Annotated in this window: 20 protein-coding genes and 1 riboswitch; of the genes, 11 read left to right on the top strand and 9 right to left on the bottom strand. The window is 43.9% G+C overall.

Annotated elements, in window-relative coordinates:
* Positions 1-76: 76 nt before the first annotated feature.
* The 4 genes from hslO to AAH944_RS07695 all read left to right on the top strand — a co-directional run bounded on the left by hslO (position 77) and on the right by AAH944_RS07695 (position 4,415).
* Positions 77-955 carry an Hsp33 family molecular chaperone HslO gene (gene hslO / locus AAH944_RS07710; RefSeq protein ID WP_415534029.1) on the top strand — a complete coding sequence of 293 codons (879 nt, stop codon included), beginning with the start codon at positions 77-79 and terminating at the stop codon, positions 953-955.
* Positions 956-987: 32 nt separating this feature from the next.
* On the top strand, positions 988-1,740 hold the full coding sequence (locus AAH944_RS07705) for an SDR family NAD(P)-dependent oxidoreductase (protein WP_415534027.1): 753 nt from the start codon (positions 988-990) through the stop codon (positions 1,738-1,740).
* Positions 1,741-2,037: 297 nt separating this feature from the next.
* Positions 2,038-2,472, top strand: a complete 435-nt coding sequence (locus AAH944_RS07700) for a MarR family winged helix-turn-helix transcriptional regulator (protein ID WP_415537821.1) — start codon at positions 2,038-2,040, stop codon at positions 2,470-2,472.
* A 26-nt stretch (positions 2,473-2,498) separates the two neighbouring features.
* Entirely contained in the window at positions 2,499-4,415 is a 1,917-nt protein-coding gene (locus AAH944_RS07695; protein ID WP_415534025.1) for an MFS transporter, read from the top strand.
* Positions 4,416-5,008: 593 nt separating this feature from the next.
* Here AAH944_RS07695 and AAH944_RS07690 read toward each other — a convergent pair.
* Entirely contained in the window at positions 5,009-5,494 is a 486-nt protein-coding gene (locus tag AAH944_RS07690; RefSeq protein ID WP_415534023.1) for a rubrerythrin family protein, read from the bottom strand.
* 153 nt (positions 5,495-5,647) lie between these two features.
* Here AAH944_RS07690 and AAH944_RS07685 point away from each other — a divergent pair, with 153 nt between their 5' ends.
* Entirely contained in the window at positions 5,648-6,412 is a 765-nt protein-coding gene (locus tag AAH944_RS07685) for a MerR family transcriptional regulator (RefSeq protein WP_415534021.1), read from the top strand.
* A 91-nt stretch (positions 6,413-6,503) separates the two neighbouring features.
* A complete protein-coding gene (locus AAH944_RS07680) occupies positions 6,504-7,619 on the top strand; it encodes a DUF6765 family protein (RefSeq protein WP_415534019.1) in 1,116 nt (371 codons plus the stop codon).
* A gap of 84 nt (positions 7,620-7,703) precedes the next feature.
* On the opposite strand, the gene AAH944_RS07675 is transcribed toward AAH944_RS07680, so the two are convergent.
* From AAH944_RS07675 to AAH944_RS07655, 5 genes are all read right to left on the bottom strand, one after another.
* Positions 7,704-8,672 (bottom strand): DUF4474 domain-containing protein, encoded by a 969-nt coding sequence (locus tag AAH944_RS07675; RefSeq protein WP_415534017.1) that lies wholly within the window; start codon positions 8,670-8,672, stop codon positions 7,704-7,706.
* A gap of 117 nt (positions 8,673-8,789) precedes the next feature.
* Positions 8,790-9,833, bottom strand: a complete 1,044-nt coding sequence (locus AAH944_RS07670) for a DUF4474 domain-containing protein (RefSeq protein ID WP_415534015.1) — start codon at positions 9,831-9,833, stop codon at positions 8,790-8,792.
* A gap of 88 nt (positions 9,834-9,921) precedes the next feature.
* Complete coding sequence (locus AAH944_RS07665; protein WP_415534013.1) at positions 9,922-10,434, bottom strand: hypothetical protein; 513 nt, start codon at positions 10,432-10,434, stop codon at positions 9,922-9,924.
* 178 nt (positions 10,435-10,612) lie between these two features.
* Entirely contained in the window at positions 10,613-12,352 is a 1,740-nt protein-coding gene (locus AAH944_RS07660) for an ABC transporter ATP-binding protein (protein ID WP_415534011.1), read from the bottom strand.
* 201 nt (positions 12,353-12,553) lie between these two features.
* Positions 12,554-13,033 (bottom strand): DUF456 domain-containing protein, encoded by a 480-nt coding sequence (locus tag AAH944_RS07655; protein WP_415534009.1) that lies wholly within the window; start codon positions 13,031-13,033, stop codon positions 12,554-12,556.
* A gap of 288 nt (positions 13,034-13,321) precedes the next feature.
* On the opposite strand from AAH944_RS07655, the gene AAH944_RS07650 reads away from it, so the two are divergent.
* Positions 13,322-14,020, top strand: coding sequence for an ABC transporter ATP-binding protein (locus AAH944_RS07650; protein ID WP_415534007.1), 699 nt, complete (start codon positions 13,322-13,324; stop codon positions 14,018-14,020).
* Positions 14,020-16,266: an ABC transporter permease gene (locus tag AAH944_RS07645; RefSeq protein WP_415534005.1), complete on the top strand. Its 2,247-nt coding sequence runs from the start codon at positions 14,020-14,022 to the stop codon at positions 16,264-16,266. Before AAH944_RS07650 ends, AAH944_RS07645 begins: the two co-directional genes overlap by 1 nt.
* 86 nt (positions 16,267-16,352) lie before the next feature.
* On the opposite strand, the gene AAH944_RS07640 is transcribed toward AAH944_RS07645, so the two are convergent.
* Entirely contained in the window at positions 16,353-17,549 is a 1,197-nt protein-coding gene (locus AAH944_RS07640) for a C40 family peptidase (RefSeq protein ID WP_415534003.1), read from the bottom strand.
* 3 nt (positions 17,550-17,552) lie between these two features.
* Positions 17,553-17,687: riboswitch (cyclic di-AMP (ydaO/yuaA leader) on the bottom strand.
* A gap of 203 nt (positions 17,688-17,890) precedes the next feature.
* The gene (locus AAH944_RS07635) at positions 17,891-19,261 is read right to left on the bottom strand and encodes a TrpB-like pyridoxal phosphate-dependent enzyme (protein ID WP_034379337.1); all 1,371 of its coding nucleotides are present in this window, start codon (positions 19,259-19,261) and stop codon (positions 17,891-17,893) included.
* Between the two features lie 495 nt (positions 19,262-19,756).
* Here AAH944_RS07635 and AAH944_RS07630 point away from each other — a divergent pair, with 495 nt between their 5' ends.
* The 3 genes from AAH944_RS07630 (at position 19,757) to AAH944_RS07620 (ending at position 22,713) form a co-directional block, all read left to right on the top strand.
* Positions 19,757-20,941, top strand: a complete 1,185-nt coding sequence (locus tag AAH944_RS07630) for a M24 family metallopeptidase (RefSeq protein ID WP_415534001.1) — start codon at positions 19,757-19,759, stop codon at positions 20,939-20,941.
* Between the two features lie 151 nt (positions 20,942-21,092).
* Positions 21,093-21,719, top strand: coding sequence for a carbonic anhydrase (locus AAH944_RS07625; protein ID WP_415533999.1), 627 nt, complete (start codon positions 21,093-21,095; stop codon positions 21,717-21,719).
* 157 nt (positions 21,720-21,876) lie between these two features.
* Positions 21,877-22,713: a S1 RNA-binding domain-containing protein gene (locus AAH944_RS07620; RefSeq protein WP_415533997.1), complete on the top strand. Its 837-nt coding sequence runs from the start codon at positions 21,877-21,879 to the stop codon at positions 22,711-22,713.
* Here AAH944_RS07620 and AAH944_RS07615 read toward each other — a convergent pair.
* Positions 22,682-23,395 carry a uracil-DNA glycosylase gene (locus AAH944_RS07615; protein ID WP_415533995.1) on the bottom strand — a complete coding sequence of 238 codons (714 nt, stop codon included), beginning with the start codon at positions 23,393-23,395 and terminating at the stop codon, positions 22,682-22,684. The genes AAH944_RS07620 and AAH944_RS07615 overlap by 32 nt on opposite strands.
* Between the last annotated feature and the right edge of the window lie 196 nt (positions 23,396-23,591).

Below are 23,591 nucleotides of genomic sequence, written 5' to 3'. Positions count from 1 at the left end.
TAAGGCTGATGACAGATTTCTTCAGCCTTTTGTTTGTCCTTGAAGATCAATTGCAACGATAGATAAGGAGATTGAAATGAACGATTATTTGATTAAGGCTTTGGGTTATGACGGCAAGGTACGCGCTTACGCAGCTTTGACGACGGAAACCGTCGGTGAAGCCCAGCGCAGGCATCAGACCTGGCCGACAGCATCGGCGGCACTCGGCCGGACACTGACCGCCGGTCTAATGCTCGGGGCAATGCTCAAAGGCGATGAACAACTGACTGTCAAAATTGAAGGCAACGGCCCGTTGGGCATTATCCTGGTTGACGCCAATGCGCACGGGGAAGTCAGGGGCTATGTCACCAATCCTCAAACGCATTTGGATCTAAATCAGATCGGGAAATTAGACGTCAGCGGAGCTGTAGGTTCTGAAGGCACATTGTCTGTTGTTAAGGACCTGGGGATGCGGGATTACTTTACCGGGCAGGTTCCGTTATATTCCGGAGAGATCGGGGAAGACTTTACTTATTATCTGGTCAAATCCGAACAGATTCCTTCTTCGGTCGGACTCGGTGTCCTGGTAGCGCCGGATCATACAATTCAGGCTTCCGGCGGCTTTATTATCCAGCTATTGCCCGGAACATCTGAAGAGACTATTTCTGAAATTGAAGAACATCTTAAAACAATTACCCCGGTCTCAACGATGATTCAGCATGGGTTTACGCCAGAGGAAATGCTGGAAGAAATTTTAGGCAAAAATAACGTTCAGGTACTGGAGAAAATGCCGGTGAAATTTCAATGTCAGTGTTCCAAGGAGCGGATTGGCAATGCGATGACCAGCTTAGGCAAAGAGGAAATAGAAGAGATCATCCAAACCGACGGCCAGGCGGAAGCCGAGTGTCATTTTTGCAATGAGACCTACCTGTTTTCGAGGGAGGAACTCGAGAAGCTGAAGGATACCGCAAAGTAAACCATAGCGTTTGAAAGGAACACATCAAGAATATGAAAGCCTTAATTACAGGGGCCAGTTCAGGTATTGGCCGGGATATTGCCAGAGTGCTGAGCATGAAAGGGTATGATTTAATCCTGGTTGCACGGCGTCTTGACAGGCTGGAAGAATTAAAGAAAGAGCTTTCCTGTGATGTCCAGACGATCAGCCTTGATCTTGCACAGGAGGAATCCTGTTTCCGTCTTTACGACCTGGTCAAGGATCAGGAGATCGATATGCTGATCAATAATGCGGGGTTTGCAGTCTACGGCGAATTTGATCAGACGGACCTTGCCAGGGAATTGGAATTGATCCATACCAATATCAAAGCAGTTCATATCTTAATGAAACTGTTTCTGCAGGATTTCAAGCGGCGTAACCGGGGGTATATATTAAATGTGGCTTCTTCAGCTGCCTTTTTACCGGGGCCTCTGATGGCTGCTTACTATGCTTCGAAAGCCTATGTGCTGAGACTGACGGAAGCTGTACATAAGGAACTGCAAAAAACGGACAGCAAGGTTTATGTAGGGGTACTGTGTCCGGGGCCGGTACATACCGAGTTTGAACAAAACGCCAAGATTACTTTTGGAATAAAAGCACTGGACAGCCCTTATGTAGCCAGGTATGCGGTTGACCGGATGCTCAAGCGTAAAAGGGTCATCATTCCAGGGGTATTGATAAAGGCTGCATTTGTATTAACGAAAATCCTGCCGCAAAAAATATTGCTGCATTTTCTCTATAAACTGCAAAAAGAAAAATTTGTTTAGAAATCCTTGCTTCGGGTATATTTACTGAATATATATTTACTGAATATATTGAATGAATATATTGAATGATGCACCGCCGTTGAAATATTGTTTCAACGGATTTTTGTTATCTTGTTATCTTGTTATTTTGTTATTCTTTAGATTGTACTTGTCCACGCTATCAGAGATTTTTATATGTATTGGGTTGATGTGGGTTGATGTCGTCTATTGACAGACATAAAAAAAACGAATAAGATAGTTGTTAGTACAACAGTTGCAAGGACAACTATATGTAAAGAGGGGTGATTCGTGTTGCTGATGAAAGACCTGTCGGTCATATTTAGGTTTAATCGCATTTATTCAATGAGAAGGTTGAGTAAATATCATTTGGGGCATTCGGAACAAGAAATTCTGATGTTTTTATCTAAAAAAGATCAGGTAAATCAAGATATGATTGCCGCTTTTTTTGTGATTGACAAGGGAGCGGTTGCCAAAAGCTTAAGCAAGCTCGAAGAAAAAGGGTATGTGAATCGAATGATAAACCCTGAAAACCACCGCGAGAAAATAATAACCCTGACGCCAAGGGGATTGGAAATCATGGACAACATGCAGGAAATCCTGACTGACTGGCATACAGCCATCTATGAAGGACTTAACAAAGAAGACATCGTACAGTTCCAAAAAATAATGTCGGTCATTGCTGCCAACAGCATGAAAGCTGTCAACGAATGCGAGAAAATTTTGACCAATTAAAAATCTAAAGATGGGAGTTAAGCAAATTGAACAAATCAAATACAAAAAACAGCTTCGTTCTCATTATGATTCTATACCTGCTCGGCATTTTTATGGGTGCAATTGACACGGGAATTGTCACACCGGCCAGAACAGTTATTCAAAGTCATTTGATGGTCGATGAAAAAACCGGGATCTGGATGATTACGATTTATACACTGGCTTATGCGGCCAGTATTCCGATCATGGGTAAACTTGCCGATATGTTCGGACGCAAATACATTTATCTTGCCAGTATCTTTCTTTTTGGTCTTGGATCATTGTTCTGCGGTTTAGCTCAGGGGTTTGACAGCTTTACGGTCTTGCTTATGGCCAGAGTCGTCCAGGCGTTTGGCGGAGGTGGAATCCTTCCGGTTGCGACTGCTGAATTTGGTACGACATTTCCTCCGGAAAAACGGGGGATGGCCCTGGGACTGGTTGGGGGAGTATACGGGATTGCCAATATTTTCGGAGCTTCGGCAGGCAGTGCCATTCTGGATATCTTCGGCAGCAGTAACTGGCAGTTTATCTTTTATGTGAATCTGCCGATCACGCTGTTTATCCTAATCGCCGGCTTCCTCTGTCTGCCAAATAACAGAAATGACAATGTCAAAAAGATTGATATCGGCGGAATCTTGATTCTGACCGTGATGATTCTCGCTTTAATGTATGGACTCAAGAATATTGACTTTTTTGATTTCAAGTCAACTTTAATCAGTACGAGTGTTTATCCTTTCCTGATCCTGTTTGTGCTTCTTGTTCCTTTCTTTATCCTGGCTGAGAAAAAGGCGGAGGATCCGGTGATGAACTTATCGTATTTTACAAACTCACGGATCATGATCACCTTTATCATTGCCTTTATTACCGGAATTGTGTTAATGGGGATGATTTTTGTACCGCAGTTTGCTGAAAACTCACTGAAAATCGCTTCCGGAAGCGGCGGCTATTTCGTCATCATTCTTGGTTTGTTTGCAGGGGTTGGCGCTCCTATATCCGGGAAGCTGATTGATCAATACGGACCTAAACTGATTTTAGGTCTCGGCTTTTTGATCTCTTTGGTTGGTTCGTTGTTCTTAATCTTTGTCACAGCTGACCATCCCAGTATGCTGACGGTAAACATAAGCCTGGTTCTCATGGGCCTTGGTATGGGCTTTACGATGGGGACGCCTTTAAACTATATGATGCTGGAAAATACCAAAGATGAAGAGTCCAATTCGGCACTCGCAGCCTTGTCGCTTGTCCGCTCGATCGGAACGGCGATTGCGCCTGCGATCATGGTTGGTTTTCTGGCACATGCCGGAGTGGCAGTTCAGAATAATGTGATGAACCTGCTGCCTAAAGAAGTCTCCATGCCGAGACTGCCATATGCGCAGGAACTTACAACAGAAATTAATGAGATGAAAGGCAATCCAATGATGAAAAATGTTCTGGCAACCGCCGATATGCCTGACTTTTCCTATCTGGAAAAGATTGAAATCAATATGAACAGCAGCAGTGACTATCAAATTCCTGACGAGCTGATGGAGAAAATAAAATCTTCTGACGTTACGACCATCACGGAGAACAGCAAATTGATTGCAGGGAGCTTCTTTGCTGGCATGGCTCCGGATATGATTTCGAATATTCAAACCGGGATTCAAAACGGAATTGATGAGCTTACGGTTGTGGAATCGATGCCCCAGTCAAGCGTATCCTTCCGGGATACGATAGAAAAAATGACGGTCTTAAAAGATGCCATCCCGGGAGCTTTTGACACAGCCAAACAAAATTATCTCGCGGAGGTTGATCAGAGAAGCACAGTCATTGAATCAGAATTCCAAAAAACCTTAAACAGCGGATTTAAGCAGGTGTATCTGACAGTTACGATTTCTTCTCTAATTGGCTTGATCTTCCTGTGCTTTTATCGAAGAAAAACCGGTCAATAAGCAAGGATAGAGCTAAACACAAGCCCCACGTATAGAGAATTCATATTTTGAGTCGCTTCTTTTCAAATTCTTGGGCAATTGTAGCCTTACACAGATATTCCGCTTGCACGTTTTCGTGGCTACTCGCACAAATCCTCGCTAACATGCCAAAACCTCTGGGCTTTTTAGAATGTTCACCGTTGGCATGTCTTGACGCTGCGGTTTTTGCTCGCTTAACGCCACTGACACTTAACGCTCGACTCCATATCTGTGTAAGGCTACAATATTTGAAGCATCCAGAGCAGCAATAAGCCCCAGCAAAGAAGATCTGTCTCTTTACATGAAGATTAAATGGACGGGATATCAACGACACGGTGCTGTCCGCGCCAAGTGGAGCTTGGATGCGGAACGCGGCTGTTTGTGCCATGGATGGCATAACAGCCGACAAGCGGATGGCACCATGTCGTCAGCCTCAGCTTAACTCAAAAATCAGCATCATATTGGTTAAGATATACTCTTGTTTAGGTTACCCCTAACATTTAACACAGAGCCCAAACAATAAAAACGCTGCCGGCAAAATTGTCGGCAGCGTTGCAACAGCATATTTGATGGGTTTATTGGACATTCTTGAATCTTGAAGAAGGTGCACCGCAAACGGGGCATTTTTCCGGTGCTTCGTTTTTATGGATATAGCCGCAGACCTGGCAGTAATAGTAGTCATTGTCTGCGGTTAAATCTTTAAGTGCGTCTTTGTATAAAGCGGCATGCGATTTTTCAGCCTCGTTAGCTAAGTGAAAAACTCTTTGTGCTTCAGAATTGCCTTCGTCTTTTGCTTTCTCCAGAAAACGCGGATACATTTTGGTAAACTCAAAAGTTTCACCATCAATCCCAGCTTTGAGATTTTCTTCTGTTGATTTTAGCATACCCAGCACTTTCATCTGGCTTAACGCATGCAGGGCTTCAGCTTCAGCTGCTGCCCGAAATAGCTTGGCAGCGCCGTTATATCCTTCTTCTTCAGCTTTCTGAGCGAAAGCGGTATATTTTCGGTTAGCTTGAGATTCGCCTGCAAAAGATTCTTTCATATTGTCTTGCGACGTCATATAAATCCCTCCTTATTATTCTTCACTTTCATGATATTACCATAAATAGCTTATAATTGTAATATTATATCCTATTTTGTCCCAAAGCATCGAAAATATTTTTCTTGACATTGACGCAGCGTTAAGGTGTATCCTGATTTTGAGGTGAGCGGTGTGGAATATTCGGTACGAAAACTTAGCCGGTTGGCAGGCATTAGCCCCAGAACAATCAGGTATTATGATCAGATGGGGCTTCTAAAGCCGGCCAGGATTAATTCTTCAGGCTATCGCCTATACGGACAGGCGGAAGTAAACAGGCTGCAACAGATCTTGTTTTATCGTGAACTGGGTATGGGGCTGGAAATGATTAAGGAAGTGATCAATTCACCGTCTTTTAATGAACTAAAAGCTTTTCGGGAGCACCTTTCACAGCTGCTGCAAAAAAAAGCGCAGCTTGAAAGTCTGATCGTGAATATTGAGAAAACGATTGCGTCTTATGAAGGGAGAATGACCATGTCTGACCAAGAAAAATTTGAAGGATTCAAGAAAAAGATGATTCAGGAAAATGAAGCAGCTTATGGGGAGGAAATCCGCCAAAAATATGGAGATGATGTTGTCGATCAGTCCAATCAAAAATTTCAGGGCATGAAACCTGAGGAGTATGAAGAAATGACTAGGCTGTCTGTCATGATTACGGAAAAGCTGGGGGCTGCTTTCCAAACAGGTGATCCTGGCTCCGGGCTTGCTCAGGAAGCCGCAGATCTGCACCGTAACTGGCTGAGCTATTTTTGGAAGGAATATAGCAAAGAAGCACATGCCGGTCTGGGACAGATGTATGTTGATGACCCAAGGTTTACAGCCTACTATGATAAGAAGCAGCCTGGGACAGCAGCCTTTTTACGAGATGCGATTCTTATCTATACCGGGATGAAGGAATAGAAAAAGGTTCACTTCCGTTTTGCCATTTCCATATATTATCTTGAAGGTTTTTATAAGATCAAGATGGACATGGCAAAGGAGGAACCTTCTATTGAAAAGAGATATTCATTATTATGCGCTTTTGGCATTTTGCAGGTCATGCGGGTTCAACAAGGAAAGTTCCAGAAAAATTGCCTATGCTTCGCAATATGTCGATGATGCCAAAATCAATCTGATGACGATTCAAAATCCGGCACCGGAAGTCAGTGTTGACCGCTCTGATAACCGTGCCGTTTTTTTAAATATGGCAACCTGTCATTCTTATTTTAAAATAAAAACGTTTAATTACGAGGCAATGATCAACAATACTTGTGCTTTTCATTTTGTCCCTGGCTGCAAAGGAGAAAACTTCACGAAGAAACTCCGCTGTAAAGAGGAGTCGCCGGTGGTCCTGGCACTTTTAAATGAGGCCCTGGACGACAATAATCTGATTAAATTTGGGATTGTTTTGCATGCTTATGCCGACACTTTTTCGCATCAGGGTTTCAGCGGCGTGCTCAGCAAAGTGAATGATATTAATCATTGCGGAGCGCGCAATGAAGTTTACTTAGGAATACCTGATCTGATTCTGTATTTGTTTAAACAGTTATGCGGAGAAAAATATGACGAAATGTTTGACCGTGTTGTGCCCGCTTATGGACACGGGCAGGCTTTGACCTTTCCTGATCTGCCTTACCTTGTTTGGTCGTATCGGTATGACAGCAGCGATGCCTTCGCGGGCAGATACACCGTTGTGGAGATTGATAACAAAGAAAGGTATCAGCGGTCTTTGGCCAAAATAAAAGGGTACCTTGAGATTTATTTAAAAAAACATCCTGAATTCCGTGATTCAAATTATCAATTTGATGATACCCCTAAGCTTATGAGCCAGCTGATTAATAAAGATTCGGATAAAAACAGGGAAGAAAGCTGGATTGCCTTCATGCTTGAATACGGGATGTTTCAGAAAAATGAATGGCCTGGCATTGTCTATCAGGAGAGTGAATGGCTGAGAAAAGCGTTTCAAAATTTTAATCCCCAAACCTTTAATAACAGGAGAGTAGACAATGTGATTCTTGCTGATCATTTTGCAGAATCAGACTGGTATCATTTTTATCAGGCGGTCAAGTGGTATAAAAAAAGATTCTTTGAATGCTGTCATCAGAACAAACTGTTTATTCCTAAATAACGAAGAGATATAGAGGTAGGTTTGGGAGGGGATCGTTAAAAATAGGCAAAAAAAAGGGACCTTTTGTCCCGATAATTGCTGCTATCAACTGATTCTTTGATGTTCGAAAAGCTCTCTGCTTCTTCTGTAACCAAAAAGGCCAATTAAACCCAGGATCAGAACCTTCATCCACAATTCATAAAATTCCTTGCTCTTTCCGAGTCTTAAGACGGTTTGATATAACTGCGGGGCCAAGCTCTCAATCGCTTTCATTTTATCCTGCATTGTGCTATAAGGACCCGTGATTTCCTGATATTTGTCACATAACAATTTGTTTTTAGCCTGAATGAGCCGGTCTGTACTGGATTTTCGCGTTCTTGGCTGGACGGTATGCGGCTTAGCAAAAGTGAAAGATACGTTATTTCCGGAAAAATAAAATTCCTGGTCATTGTATCCGGCATCTCTTAAACCGTTTAGAAAAGCGTCCCGCATTGCTGTATTCGGAAAAGCAAGATCAATATCCATCGTTAATTCCGAAGGATCAGAAAATTCGCCTAATTTAAAACCTGTCAGCCACCAGTGTTTTTCTGATCGGGTAAAGAGCACGCTTCCATTCTTCCTTAACACGAAGGACATCGGCAGCAATTCATCGTTGTCTACGGATTTATAAAACATTCCGCTGAAAATTCCCGGAAGCGTAAAATGAAATGCCCCGGTATAAATCCCGATTTCTCCGCCGGTTACCAGATCATACTGACCTTTCCAGAAGCCAATCATCCATTTCTTGCCGTCATATTCAAAATAAACCGGTTCAGAATCAATAATCATACCCGTCGGGGCTGATACCTCATCATAAATTCGGCAATACCCGGCATTCCTTTGCCATGGATTTAAAGTCGCGTAAAAAATATCCTGTTTCGGATCATACCGATAACCGGCATTTTCGATTACCTGATCCAAATCGGGGTCACCGGTACCTTGAGCGGGAACCGCAAGACTTTTCACAATTTTCGGATTAGAGACCCCGGTTTGAATAGGATAGCGAATGAAAGCGTTGGGTTTGTGAAATAACATCGGATTCGCCCCTTAAACAGATTTTTAGAATATTTGACAATGACATTTTATGTAGAAAGGACAAACTCTGGAACAGGTTTGTCCGTGACTAATAAAATTTTTAAAATGAATAGAATTTTAGGATTCAATGCTTAAACGTTGTAATCTCACGATATTGGCTCTTAAGAAGAGGATAATAATCAGAGATGTTATCAATACTTCCATCCAGGCTTCCAGGGAAGGGGTGCGTTTGCCGATTTTCTTCATTTTCTTGTACATTCCAGGATCTTGTTTTTCCAACAGTCTGAGCCTTTCTTGGACGGTACCCTCAGAGCCGGTTATTTCCTGATATTTTTCACATAAGAATTTATTTTTGCGCTGGATCAACTGATCAGTCAATCGTGTGCGTGTCCAGGGCTGGGCCGTCTTGGGGACATCGAACGTGAAGCTTACGCTGTTATCCTGTACGGCTAATTCGTGCTCATTGTAGCCGGCTTTACGCATTCCTGCGAGAAAAGCATTCCTCATATTAACATCTTTTAATGTGAGGCAGATATCCATTGTCAGCTCATTCGGCTCAGCAAATTCGCCGAGTTTGAAACCGGTCAGCCACCAATGTTTTGCTTTTCTGGAAAAAAGTTTTTTCCCATTCTTCTTGATGGTATACGACATGTCCAGAAGCTCCTTATCGTTGACCGACTGGTAAACAAGACCGTTTGACTTATACAGGCCGATTTCACCGCCGCTGACCAAATCATACTGACCTTTCCAAAGACCAATCATCCACTTCTCGTTGAGGTAATCAAAGGTTATGGGTTCACAATCGATGATCATGCCAAGCGGTGCGGCAGCCTCATCAAAAAGCCGGCAGTAACCGATATACCTTTGCCAAGGCTTCATATTCGAAATAAAAATATCCTGTTGCGCATCATAGGAATAACCGGCAATTTCAATGATTTCATCAAGATCTTCGTTGCCGATGCCAACTGAGACAGACCCGGTATGAGATTTATTTTCTTCTGTTACTAGTGCTAAATCAGGTCCAGTCTTTGTCATTGTTCCAGTCTCAGTCTCTATTGATGTCGCCGCTGATGTCCCTGTCTCAGTTACGGACTGATTCCAGGTCATATGCTGCACGTTTTGCTGATAAGAATATGAGGCATCTCTGTTAAATAATAACATCTTCCTTCCTCCTTAATAGAATACCAATATATGGATATAATATGTAAAAATCCCCAGTATGCAAATACTGGGGATTGATAAATTGAGATTAATGACTCGGTCTGCTCTGACCCTGCATACTCTGACCCTGCATGCTTTGGCCATACTGAGAAGGCTGCTGGCTTTGCTGGCCCTGCTGGCTGACCATATTTTGGCTCTGCTGGCTCATCTGAAATAACTGGCCTTGAGTCTGATCAATAAGTTGACCCATCTGTTCCAATACCTGGTGAGCTTGGATCTGCTGATTGGCCTGTGTCAAAGCGGTCATCGCCGTTTGGATAGCTTGTCGCAGCTGTTGATCTGCCTGCTGTTTCTGCTGCTGGGTCTGGTTACGGAAGCCCTGAATTTGCTGCTGCAGTTGATTGGCTGCCTGTTGGCTCTGTTGAATGATTTCGTTCTGATTTACTGTACCCTGAGAAGAAAAGCTACTGAATGATACTTGTTTCAACTGATTCATGGTGTTTTCCATTGCGGATAACTGGCTTCTCAGATCACCGATTTCCTCACTGACTTCCATGTCTTTCTTGGCAGAAGCTAAAATGTTCTTGTTTTTTTCATCCATTCTTTTTTTACCTCCATAAGCAATTATGACCCCAACTTATTTTTGTCAAATTACAATAATTTTATTTTAGTAAATTTTCCGTAAAATTTTTGACAAAATAATGCAGATCATTAATGCTCATGGACAACAATTACTCTGAATACGTTTGCGTTGTTTTGCTTTACTCCGGCTGGTTTTGCTATCTATCGTTTCCCTCGAACTGCATGTTGTAATACCGGGCATAGATCCCGTTAAGATCAATCAACGCGCGATGCGTGCCCTTTTCCTGGATGCCCTCATCCGAAATGACAATGATTTCGTCAGCATTTTTAATGGTACTTAGGCGATGGGCAATAATAATCGTCGTCCGGTTATGTGATAGCTTGGACAGGGACGCCTGAATATAGCGTTCACTTTCATTATCCAGTGCCGAAGTCGCTTCATCCAGGATTAATATCGGCGGGTTCTTCAAAAATACCCTTGCTATCGACAGCCGCTGTTTTTGTCCTCCCGAAAGCCGGACGCCCCGTTCACCGACGAACGTGTCATAACCGAGTTCCAAAGACATGATGAATTCATGAATGTTGGCACTGCAGGCAGCCTCGATGATTTCCTGGTCGGAGGCATTTGCTTTGCCGTAGGCAATATTCTCCTTGATCGTACCGCTGAACATATAGACATCCTGCTGCACGATCCCGATCGCATTTCTTAAGGATTCCAGCGTGATATCCCGGATATCGTTACCGTCAATCGTAATGGTTCCTTCGGTAACATCATAAAAACGGGGGAGCAGGGAGCACAATGTTGTCTTTCCGCCGCCAGAGGGACCCACCAGAGCAACTTTACGTCCGGTAGGAATTCGGATGCTGACATTCTGGAGGACATCATCATCGAGGTTGTATCGGAAAGAAACATTGGAAAATTCTATTTCACCTTTGACGTTTTCCAGTGGCAGGGCGTTTGGTTTTTCGATAATATCAGGTTTTGTCTCCATAATTTCCTCAAAGCGTTTAAACCCGGCAAAACCCTTTTGAAACTGTTCGGTAAAATTAATCAGTACTTCCAATGGTTGAACAAAGATATTGATGTAAAGCAGGTAAATGACAAGTTCCGTAAGTGTTAGTGATCCACCGGCAATGGACAGGCCGCCGGAGACAATGACGACAATATAAAGCAGCCCGGAAAAGAAGGAATTCCAGGCAAAATAACCTCCCATCATTTTATAGCTGCCGGCTTTGGATGCCAGAAAGTCCTGATTGCTTTTCTGGAATTTCATTTTTTCTGCTTCTTCATTGGCAAAGGACTTGACCACCCGGATTCCAGCCAGACTATCCTGAAGGCTTGCGTTTACTTTGGCAATTTTGACCCGGTTATCCAGGAAGACCGCTTTCATCTTGAGGTTACGCTGAATACTGAAAGTCACCATAATCGCCGTGACAGCGAGCAGGATAAGAGTCATCGGCACATTCAGCAGTATCAGCAAAACAAATGACCCGATAATTTTCAGGAAGGAAATAAAGATATTCTCCGGTCCGTGATGCGCTAGTTCGGAAATGTCAAAAAGGTCATTGACGAGTCTGGACATCAGCTCACCGGTATTGTTCTGGTCGTAGTAAGAGAAAGACAGACGCTGAAAGTGCGTGAATAAATCTCTGCGCATGTCCGCTTCCATCCGGGCTCCCATGATATGGCCCCAGCAAGTGATAAAATACTGGCAAAAGTAGCGGATTATGTAGAGTGTCAGCAATGCTGCGCCGAAAAAGCCGATGCTGTGCAGGATCACTTCTCTGCCTTGGGTAAAAACGTTTTTGCTTAAGTGATTCAGGATTTGAGGGAAGGACAGATCGACGACGGAGACAATCACTGCACAAAGCATATCCGTATAAAACAACAGGCGGTAAGGCTTATAATAACAAACAAAACGGTTCAGGATATTCATGCTGCAGAGCCACGCTTTCTAAAAATAAAGCCTGCAAATACTTGCAGGAATCTTACGCTTTTCTCGGAACAGTATAGCATATTTCATTAAAAAGAAAAAATCGGGCGGATAAATTCCATTCTGCGGAAACAATGAAATTAATATTTCTGTCAGAAAATCAAAGGGGAAATGTGCTTTCTATAGAATATTTATGCAAAGTCATTAATAGATGCGCACAAAAAAATAGACAATCATAATGATTTCGGCACCGATCTTGACAGCCGTACCGCCAAGGACACCGAGCAGTGTACCTAAACCAATTCGGATTGTCTTCTTTAATTCCGTACCACGGATCAGTTCGGCTGCAATCGCCCCCAAAAACGGACCAAGAATAATACCAAGCGGTCCAAGAACGATCAAACCCAGAATAGTGCCGATCACTGCGCCCCAGGCTGCCTGCTTGCTTCCGCCGAAGCGTTTCGTTCCGATAGCCGAGGCAAAATAATCCACAAAGAACAGCAGGATTACGACCAGGGCCTGCAGGATGAAAAAGTAGGCATTTAACGTTGCGAAGCCTGTCATGAAGCCATAGACCAGCATTCCTGCATAGATCAAAATGACGCCGGGCAAAACGGGAAGAACAGTTCCAACAATACCCGCAATAAAGAGAACAACCGCAATGATTAAAGCAATCGTATCCATTCTTTCTTCCCTCCATTTTCAGATAGGACCATTCATATGTTCTATGATAATAATCAATATAATAACCAATGAATTTGCTGCTTACCCGTATAAATATACTGGATTGGAAAGAAAAATTCAATTTTTTTGATACAAACAGCTCGGAGGTTATCATCGGAGGTTATCATGGAAAGAACCAGACTTGGACGGACGAATCTAATGGTCGGAAGAATTTTATCCGGAGCACCAAAAGGATATGTAAGCCGATGGGGGCGTTTGATCAATGAATAGATGGATGGAGGAGAGAAAATGTATATTCATATTGAAGATCTGGAAAAGAGTTATACATCCGGTTCAGTAAAAACAAAGGTATTGAAAGGCATTAATCTTCAACTCGCTCGAGCCGAAATTGGCGTGATTCTGGGTCCCTCAGGGTCGGGAAAATCCACTTTATTGAATATCATCGGCGGGATCGACCGTTGTGACACAGGAAAAGCAATCGTTGACGGTGACGAGATCACAAATCTGAATGATAAAGAGCTTACGGAATATCGTCGGGAGCACATCGGATTTATCTTTCAGTTCTATCATTTGATTCCGAACCTGAATGTTAAAGAGAATATTGAAGTTGTAGCAAATATCAGCAGGGTGCCCCTGAAAATTGATGATGTGCTTCATGCTGTTCAGCTGGAAGACAAAAAACACCGGTTCCCGAGAGAATTAAGCGGCGGGGAACAACAACGCGTTTCTATTGCCAGGGCGCTTGTTAAAAAACCAAAGCTGCTGTTATGCGATGAAATTACCGGCGCACTGGATTATGCAACATCCAGGGAAATCTTGAAATTCCTGCAGCAAATCAATAAGGACTACCAAACAACCATCTTAATGAGTACCCATAATACCGCCCTAAGAGCGATGGCAAACCGGGTCTATAAATTAAGAAGCGGAGAAATTATTCAGGAAACAATCAACGATGCGGCTGTACCTGCGGAAAGGATTGAATGGTGATGATTCTAAATAAAAAGATTAAGCGGACCATGATGGATAACAAGGCACCGTATCTTGGCTCAGTCGTGCTGATTATGATCAGCTGCTTGCTTTTTATTTTATTAAACCTTCTATCTGTAAATATGCTTGCTATGACATCTTCGTTTATTGAAGACTACGTTCAGGAAGACGCGAACTTTGTTGCCAATACCAAACTGAACAATATCCGGGAGCTGGAGACAAAATTCAACGTCCGGATTGAAGCAGGCGGGGTATTTGATTATGCGTTAACCGAGGGAAAAACCCTCCGGATTTTTAGTGAAAATACGAAAATAAATATTCCGGCAATCATAGAAGGTCAACAGGTTCAGAACGGCGGAATTTTGATTGATCCTTCGTTTGCCAAGACAAATGATTTGCAGATCGGAGAAAAGATTAAGATCCTAGATCATATTTTTACGATCAGCGGTTATGCCTCTCTGCCAAACTATATTTATATTTTAAGATCAGAAAATGACATTTTAAACGACCCGAACCATTTTGGAATTGCCGTGCTCAGCAAGGAAAATTTTGCCGAATTACAGAAAGGCAACCGGTTTTATGCCGTAAAATTTAATAACCATAACGTCCCTGTCGGGTCCCAGTCCGAACAATTCAGAGACTATCTTCGAGGAAAAGACATTGTGATCAGTCAATGGAACGATATCGGCCAGAATGTGAGAGTAACCTATGTGACAACAAAAGTTGAAGGGATCAGCAGAATGAGTACAACGATGCCCATCGCCATCCTGCTGTTGACCTGTATCCTGGTCGGGATTGTCATTTGGAGATTGCTGCAAAAAGAAGCTGTGATTATCGGAACGCTCTATGCCCAGGGATACCGACGAAGAGAAATATTGCAACACTACCTGCGCTACCCGCTGTTCATTGCTTTAAGCGGCGGGATGATCGGTACTTTTTTGGGGGCGCTTTTCTTGCAGCCCATGCTCAATTTTATGCTGGCATACTTTAACCTGCCGCTAAACACACTGAGCTTTGATCCGCGTTACATCGTTGCCAGTATCTTACTTCCGGTTATATTTCTGGGTTTGAGCGGTATGATAATCTTGTGCCGGGAGCTCAGGCTTTCTCCGGTTGAACTCCTGAGAGGCGGCAGAAGGAAAGACAAGGTAACGCTGCTGGAACGGAAACTTAATCTTGACCGTTTCAACTTTGCCACGACCTTTAAACTCAGACAGCAGCTGAGAAGTCTGTCGCGTCTTATTTTCTTGCTTTTCGGCGTGATTATGGCAACAATGCTCCTGTTGTTGGGCTTTACGGCCAAAAGCTCTATAGATTATCTGCTGCAGGATAATTTGACAAATACATTTAAGTTCCAGTATGAATACGTCTATAATGCCCTGCATCAGGAACAGGTGCCGTTGCATACTGAACCTTTCTCAGCAGCATCTTTCACGTTGGATTCAGACAGCGCTTTGGCGTTTCGTGTTTGTGGCATTCGCCCTGATTCAGCGTATATCGTTTTGAAAGATAAGAGCGGAAAACCTCTAAGTGCGCAAAAAACAGTTATTACGAGGCCGCTGGCGGATAAACTTCAGGTTAGCCCAGGTGACACAGTGAATGTAATCAATAAGCTTGATGCGAGGGCGTATTCTGTTATGGTAGATGATATTGCCGAAACGTATATTGGTGAGTATATATTTATGCCTATCTCCGAATTTAACCAGATGCTCAGCCTGCCTGCTAACAGCTATATGGGACTGTGGAGCAAGGAAAAACTGGCAATACCGGATAATGAACTGTACAGCTCCAGATCCATAGATGATACAGTCAAGGCATTTGAAGCTTCCCTTGCGCCTCTGGAGTCCACGATTGGAGTCATTGCCCTGATGGCCTTTATGATCGGATTGATTGTGATCTACGTCGTTACATCGCTGGTCATCGAGGAAAATAAAGAAACGATCTCACTCCTGAAAATATTCGGCTATCGTAAAAAAGAAGTGAATTCCCTGATACTCAATAGTTCATCAGGGATCATTGTGATTGGTTATCTTCTTGGGATTCCGCTGATCCTAGCTTCCATGAGTATGATGTTCAAGTCGTTGACAGAGAGTGTCAATCTGGCAATGCCGGTTACGATCAGCTATCCGTATATCATCGTTGGCTTTATCATCATTTACCTGACCTATACGCTGGCTAAAGCCTTAAGTAGAAGGAAGATCAATCAAATTTCGATGGGTGAGGCCTTGCAGAGCGCAAGAGATTAGGAAAGAGATTTGCAAATAAAAATGATGCTAAGAGTTAACTATTAGCATCATCCTACTCGTTTCGATAACTCTTGCCAGTAAAGTTGTTAATATCTGCGGGCACCAAGATAACTGGACGAATGCGCGCTTAGATTGGATACGACAACGCCGGTTGAATAATTAAAGGCGTGCACATATTGTCCTCCGCCAATATAAATACCGACGTGTGAGGCACCCCGGGCATAGGTCGAGAAAAAGACAAGGTCTCCCGGCTGTAGCTCATCCCTGCCAACCGGGGCACCGGAAGCATACTGCGCGAAAGAGGAATGGGGAAGGGAGACACCGGCCGCAGCGTATACATAGCGGGTAAATCCGGAACAGTCAAACCCGCCGGGGCTTATTCCGCCATAAACATACGGGCATCCGACATAGCCCAGTGCATAATCAACGACATTTGAATAGCTATTGGATCTGGAAGCAACCAGGATCGGCTTGGCAGTCGGGCCTTCGGCAATCACTTCCGTCACAGCGTCCTGGAGAATCGTTTCCTTGACAACCTGCTTTTCCGAATACTTGCCGTTACTCTGGACATAAGAATAGGTTACGGACTTCGATCCGTCACTGCCTGCTGTAATCACTTCTTTTTTACCAAAGCCGAGCTTATAATCCTTCTTGGTGATGGTATCATATTGAATTTTCTGGGTTTCCGTATATTTTCCCTGACAGATGACCGTAAGGGAGTTATGATCAATCAAAGATTTCAAAACTTGTTCAGGTGATTGAATTTGAGAAAGCCCGGCGGTTGTTTTGGAGAATGTGACGTCTTCGGCGATCTTAACGGAAGTCACGACATTATCTTTCGTGGGTTTCACGTAATATGCCTGAAACTCTTTTAAGACCTGATCAATATCCTCCGCATCCGGCAAAACGGCAATCGCAGTACCATTGATGGCGAACTGATAGGCATCGTAGGGTTGATTAATCTTTTCTTCAACATTGTTCGGCCGCAGCGCAGAACGAAGATAATCGGCATTGCTGACGGTGATATTGGTATAGGCCATCTCGTAAGGTTTTTCTTTGGCCGCAGACGCCATAAGTGTATCTGCGGTATTTTGGTTAAAGACAAGTCCAAGTTGTTTTCCGTTGACAGAGACAGCGATGGCATTCATTGGGGCGGCAAGGTAACAGGCAAACGACCCGATTAATATCATAGTAATAAATAAACCACCGAGCAGGCGCGGTGATTTCCATGATATCTTTTTAAGGCAGGTCAAGGTAACGCAAATGATCTGCTTAAAATGCATCAAATTTTCACCTTTCTTAGCTTACGAGGTTAGTTGACGGATTCGGACCAAAGGTATAGGCCCTACGCAAAATGCGATTCACCCCAGAAAAAGAAGTTCCCCCGCTCCAGGCTAGCCTGGATTCAGCTCTTATTTAGTTTATATTATAATACGCAATCTCGTAGTAATTCGACACATAATTAAAATATCCTGCCTCGGGACGAAAAATTTATAACGCTGTGCAAAGCTACAACACCCAAGATATATAAACGAAGGACGCCTCAATTTGTATTTGAAACGCCCTTCGTAGGCTGTGTTTAAATACATTCCTTTATTACGAAGTCTGTTAGGAATGCTGATTTCTACAGATCCACTTTTGGCAGCGTAGCAAAGCCTTTTTCCAGATCGGCATCGGTCGGAATATAGTCTGTCATTGTGCCGGCGTTATAGCTCATATAAGCAGCCATATCAAAATATCCGGTGCCAGTCAGGCCAAACAGGATGGTCTTCTTTTGACCGGTTTCCTTGCACTTGAGCGCTTCATCCATTGCAACCCGCAAAGCATGTGCGGATTCTGGAGCAGGCAGGATGCCTTCACAGCGCGCAAAGGCTGTAGCTGCTTCAAATACCTTGGACTGTTCAACTGCCCGGGCTGTCATATAGCCGTCATTGTACAGTTTGGAAACGATTCCGCTCATACCGTGATACCTGAGGCCTCCGGCGTGATTCGGAGAGGGAATGAACCCTGATCCGAGCGTATACATTTTGATCAGGGGCGTCGTTTTTCCTGTATCCCCAAAATCAAACGCATATTTGCCGCGGGTCAGAGAAGGGCAGGAGGCCGGTTCAACACCAATAAACTCGATATTGTTTTTGCCGCGGATCTTGTCACCCATGAAAGGTGCAACCAGACCGCCAAAGTTCGAACCGCCGCCGATACAGCCAATAATCATTTCAGGCTCAATGCCGTACTTGTCACAGGCAAGCTTGGTTTCTTCGCCGATCACGGACTGGTGCAGCAGGACATGGTCGAGTACGCTGCCAAGTACATAACGGCAGTTTTCAGTTTTGACAGATGTTTCAATCGCTTCCGAAATCGCACAGCCAAGAGAACCGCCTGTGCCGGGGTTTTCAGCCAAAATCTTCCGGCCAATTTCCGTCGTGTCGGAAGGAGATGGAATGACTTTTCCGCCATAGGTTTCAATGACAGCTTTCCGGTAAGGCTTCTGTTCTGCAGATACCTTCACCATATAGACCGTTAATGGAATATTATAAAACGCACAGGCCATCGATAAGGCCGTACCCCATTGTCCTGCGCCGGTTTCCGTTGTCAGCGAAGACAGACCCTGTTTTTTGGCGTAATAAACCTGGGCAGCAGCAGAGTTTAATTTGTGGGAACCTGAAGTATTCGTGCCTTCAAATTTAAAATAGATCTCTGCAGGTGTATCCAGCAGCTTTTCAAGATTATAGGCTCTCACGAGCGGGGAAGGACGGTACATCCTGTAGTATTCGCGAACTTCCTCAGGAATTTCGATATATTCGTCCGTGTTGTTCAGTTCCTGTTCAATTAGTTCGTCACAGAAGATCGGCCGCAGATCATCTGCGGTGCAGGGCTTCATGGTGCCCGGATGGATAAAGGGCGGCGGGAGCTCTTTCATAACAGCTTTTACATTATACCAGTACTTGGGCATCTCTTCCTCAGGTAAATAGATTTTGTAAGGTATGCTTGTCATGGTCTTCATTCCTTTCCAAATTGTTAATAACTATCTTTTGATTAATCTTCGATGAATAAACGGAAATCTATTAAAAAAAGCCTTTATCCAAACTATCGGACAAAGACTTTGATCTCTGTGGTACCACCCAACTTGCGTTTACACGCCGCTTAAAACGTATGACGGACATACGCTCCATTCATAACGGGCGGAGTTCCCGGCCTGCATACGCTTACTCTTTGTAATCTCTGCACGGCCCTCATGAGTCCATTCACATCAGTGCTGTTACCGCTTTTCCACCGGCTGCGGCTCTCTTGAAACAGCAAACATCATGTTACTACTCTCATTCTGCGGTTTAACAGTATCAAATATTGTTTAAATCTTAGCTTGAAATTAGTTTTTTGTCAAGAGAATGCAAGAACCCCATAGTCAGGGAATTGCACCATTTTGAAAAAACGCAAAGTATGGTAAACTCTAGAGAAGTACACGATACATTGTCTAACGGAGGAATTGGCTGTGGCACTTATGATAAACGAACTTGACCGGAGACTGAATCACTTATGCAGCCTCATGGATCGGACCTGTCCTGAATGGGATACTGTCCTTATTTCGGGTAAAGTAAATCAGTATTATTTTACAGGAACAATGCAGGACGGCATGCTTATAATTCAAAAAGACCGGACCCGGCACTATTTTGTACGCCGAAGCTATGAGCGCGCCAAAGCTGAATCGCCCCTGACCACGATCTATCCGATGGAAAGTTACCGTGATGCGGCCGGGATGATCGGACCTGAGCTAGGAAATACCTATCTTGAGACAGAAATCGTACCGCTCGCCATGCTGGAGCGGCTGAAGAAATACTTTACGATGACAGGCATCCATTCAGCGGACAAGCTGGTGTTGTCGGTCAGAGCGGTCAAATCGACCTATGAGCTCGAATGGATGGAGCAAGCAGGAAAAAACCATTGCAGGCTGCTGCGAGAACTTGTTCCGCCGCTGCTCAGGGAAGGTATGAGCGAGGCTGATTTTGTGGCGGAACTTTATGCCACTATGATCAAGATTGGACATCATGGCGTCAGCCGGTTTTCAATGTTCCAGACGGAAATGGTTGCCGGACAGATCGGTTTTGGCGAAAGTTCTCTTTATCCGACCAGCTTTGACGGGCCCGGAGGGGCATATGGCATGTGTCCTGCCGTTCCTTTGTTAGGCAGCCGGGAAAGGAAGCTGAAGAAGGGGGATTTGGTTTTTGTCGATGTTGGTTTTGGCTGCAATGGCTATCATTCCGATAAAACCCAAGTCTACATTTTTGGAGCCAAGCCTGATGCCGGTGTCGTGAAGGCGCATCGTTCCTGTATGGAAATTGAGCAGCGTCTGGCAGAAAAATTGATTCCGGGGGCGATACCGTCGGAAATCTATCAATCGGTAATGAGCACGCTCAGTGAAGACTTCAGACGGAACTTTATGGGGTATGGAGAACGGAAAGTCAAGTTTCTGGGTCACGGCGTCGGACTTCATGTCGATGAGCTGCCTGTGATTACGAATGGTTTTCTAGCGGAACTCACTGAGAATATGGTCATCGCGCTCGAACCGAAGAAGGGTCTGCCCAACATTGGCATGGTAGGCGTGGAAGACACCTATGTGGTGAGTGCTGAGGGCGGCAGATGTCTTACGGGCGGAGGAACGGATATTATCGAGGTATAAGACTATCAAAGCATAGGGTAGTATTTAAGAAGCTAGCTATAGTATTAGGTATTTTTCAACGGCGCAAATATCGTTATGGACGGCAAAATGGCCGGAAAGATGACTTATGTGTAAAAGGCTTTTCTATAAATAAGAAGCAAGGATGTAAAATATGGAGAAATTACTTCAGGGCCTTATTCAATTTAAAGAAACGGATTTCCAGCAGCACAGGCAGCTTTTTGAGGAACTAGGGAATTCCCAAAGCCCGCACACTTTATTTATCGGCTGCTCGGATTCAAGACTGGTCCCCAATTTGATCACTGGGACATTGCCCGGAGAGTTGTTTGTCATCCGGAATATTGCCAATATCGTACCGCCTTACCGCAATACAGAGGAATACCTGGCCACGACTTCTGCGATTGAATATGCCGTCAATATCCTTGGCGTTCAGCATATCGTCGTCTGCGGCCATTCCAATTGCGGAGGGTGCAAATCACTGTATGCCTCGGAGAAAGAAATGGAATCCATTCCGCATACCCGGAAATGGCTGGAACTGGCCGGACCGGTTAAGGATAAAATAGCAACAATGGATATCGCGGAACAAGATATGGCAAAAAGGGAATGGATGACTGAACAAATCAACATCGTTGAGCAGCTCAAACATTTGTTAACTTATCCGTTTATCAGGGAAAAAGTCCTGAATCAGACGCTGACCATGGAAGGCTGGTACTACATCATTGAAACTGGTGAGGTCTTTCGTTATAATCGGCAAAACAGCGAATTTGAACTTGTGAATTAACTGCAAATCAAGTATTAGATGACGGTTTGATCCAGGAGTCAACGCTCGTATGATTTCCTGGATTTTTATAAAAATGACCGATGGTAGTACAATCTTTTAAATAAAGATATAATAGGAAATACTAAGATCTGATATATGAAATAAAGAGGGAATTTAGATGATTGAATATGGCAAAATGCAGGAACTAAAAGTCGTGAAAACATCTCAAAATTGGCATATCCTGAATGCAAAGAACGATACGCAAAATAGTATATTATTACCGATAAGCCTGGCTCCAAAGGATATCAAAATAGGTGATAAAATCGAAGTGTTTGTGTATAAAGATACGAAAGAAAGGATTATGGCCACCATAAAAAAGCCAAAGTTGGTACTCGGTGAAACGGCAGCTTTAACTGTCGTCGATACCACAGAATTTGGCGCTTTCTTAGATTGGGGTTTGGAGAAAGACTTATTGCTGCCGCTTAAAGAGCAAGTTGGTGAGGTCAAAAAAGGCGGTACCTACCTGGTGGGATTAGCGCTTAATAACAACCATCAATTATATGCCACAATGAAAATATATGATTCGCTCAAAATAAACTCTCCTTATAAAGAGAATGACAATGCCCATGGCACTGTCTATAACTTTAATCCTGAGTTTGGCGCGTTTGTCGCCGTGGATAATCAATATCACGGTATGATTCCAAATAAGGAGTTGTATGGCAGCATCGCGATCGGTGATAAGGTCGACGTCCGAATCAAGAAGGTAAGACAGGACGGCAAGCTGGAATTAAGTTTAAGACAAGAGATCGCGCAGCAAATAGAGACGGATGCCCGGGTCATTTTAGAAAAGTTAAAAGCAAACGGCGGTGTGCTTAAGCTCAATGACAGCAGTTCTCCTGAAAAAATCAAGTCGGAACTGCAAATGAGCAAATCCGCCTTCAAGCGGGCGTTAGGCAGGCTGCTCAAAGAAGGTGCAGTCCAAATCACGGACGATGCGATCCGGCTAATGTGGTAGATGAGGCAGGCAGATTTTCTATTTGCCAGTCAATAGGCTTCTTGCCAATCGAGACCAAAAATTGATTGGCACTGGAAAATGGTCTACTGCCGAAGAAACCGGCATGGGCGGACAACGGACTGGGATGGACGGATTTGATGATACAATGCCTGGATGGATTGAGAATGCTCAGTTTAGACTGGGCATTTTTTCCCCAGAGGATAAAAACAACAGGGTCTTCCCGCTCATTTAAGAGCTCGATGATTTTATCGGTAAACCGGGCCCAGCCTATGCTGCTGTGGGAATTGGCCTGACCGGACCGGACGGTCAGCGAAGCATTCAGCAGCAGGACACCCTGGTCGGCCCATTTCTTTAAATAACCGTTGTTTGGAACATAACATCCCAAATCATCGTGCAGTTCTTTAAAGATATTCATCAAGGACGGCGGGGCCTGAACACCCGGCTGAACAGAAAAGCTTAAACCGTGGGCTTGTTGAGGGCCATGATAGGGATCCTGGCCCAGAATAACCACTTTTACATCTCTATACGCCGTATAATGCAAGGCATTGTAGATGTCGAATTTATCCGGGAAGACGATCCGAGATCGGTACTCATCGATTAGAAACTTCCGAAGCTTCTGATAGTATTCTTTATCAAATTCGGCATGAAGCAAATCATGCCAGTCATTTTTAAGAATCTGCATTCCTATCACCTCGCTACTTATTATAACATTTTTCTCTCGCAAAATTAACTTACAAAAGCTGGAGGCTAATCCGGGCAAACCATGGTATCGTTGTTGTTATGGATTTACGAATCGATCTACTAGATTAGGACTTTAATCTTCCTATCAAATGTGGGATACTAATAGATATGTGAATTTGTGCGAAAAGGCAGGAAAA

Source organism: Dehalobacter sp. CP (assembly GCF_047652685.1).
Lineage (GTDB): Bacteria > Bacillota > Desulfitobacteriia > Desulfitobacteriales > Syntrophobotulaceae > Dehalobacter.
The sequence above is the reverse complement of the archived record's forward strand: the minus strand, read 5'-3'. Positions and strand labels throughout refer to the sequence as shown.